General features: G+C 40.3%; 1 pseudogene. It reads left to right on the forward strand.

Annotation, left to right across the window (positions count from 1 at the left end):
* Positions 1 to 702 (forward strand): annotated as a pseudogene (locus AB674_RS22925) (hypothetical protein); the annotation flags it as partial.

Below are 702 nucleotides of genomic sequence, written 5' to 3' on the forward strand. Positions count from 1 at the left end.
ACTACTGCTCAAACACAATTCCCGGTTGCTACTGACTCTTGTGATGGTGATGTTTCGAATATCGTAAAAACCAGCGGTGCTTTTGTAGCCTCTGAAACTTGTGCTAATGCCGGAACTTATACTAACACTTGGACTGTAAAAGATGATTGTGGTAACACTTCAGATGTTTACACTCAAGTAATTACTATTGAAGATACCACTGCTCCAACTTGGACAACTGAGGCCGGAACACTAAACGTAACTGTTCAATGTAGTGATGCAACAGCTTTGACTACTGCTCAAACACAATTCCCAGTTGCTACTGACTCTTGTGATGGTGATGTTTCTAATATCGTGAAAACAAGTGGTGCTTTTGTAGCCTCTGAAGGTTGTGCTAATGCCGGAACTTATACTAACACTTGGACCGTTAAAGATGATTGTGGTAATACTTCTGATATTTACACTCAAGTGATTACTATTGAAGATACCACTGCTCCAACTTGGACAACTCAAGCCGGAACATTAAACGTAACTGTTCAATGTAGTGATGCAACAGCTTTGACTACTGCTCAAACACAATTCCCAGTTGCTACTGACTCTTGTGATGGTGATGTTTCTAATATCGTAAAAACAAGCGGTGCTTTTGTAGCTTCTGAAGGTTGCGCTAACGCCGGAACATATACTAATACTTGGACGGTTAATGATGATTGTGGAAATACTTCT

Source organism: Flavobacterium sp. ABG, from assembly GCF_001027725.1.
In the GTDB taxonomy this organism is placed as follows: domain Bacteria; phylum Bacteroidota; class Bacteroidia; order Flavobacteriales; family Flavobacteriaceae; genus Flavobacterium; species Flavobacterium cupriresistens.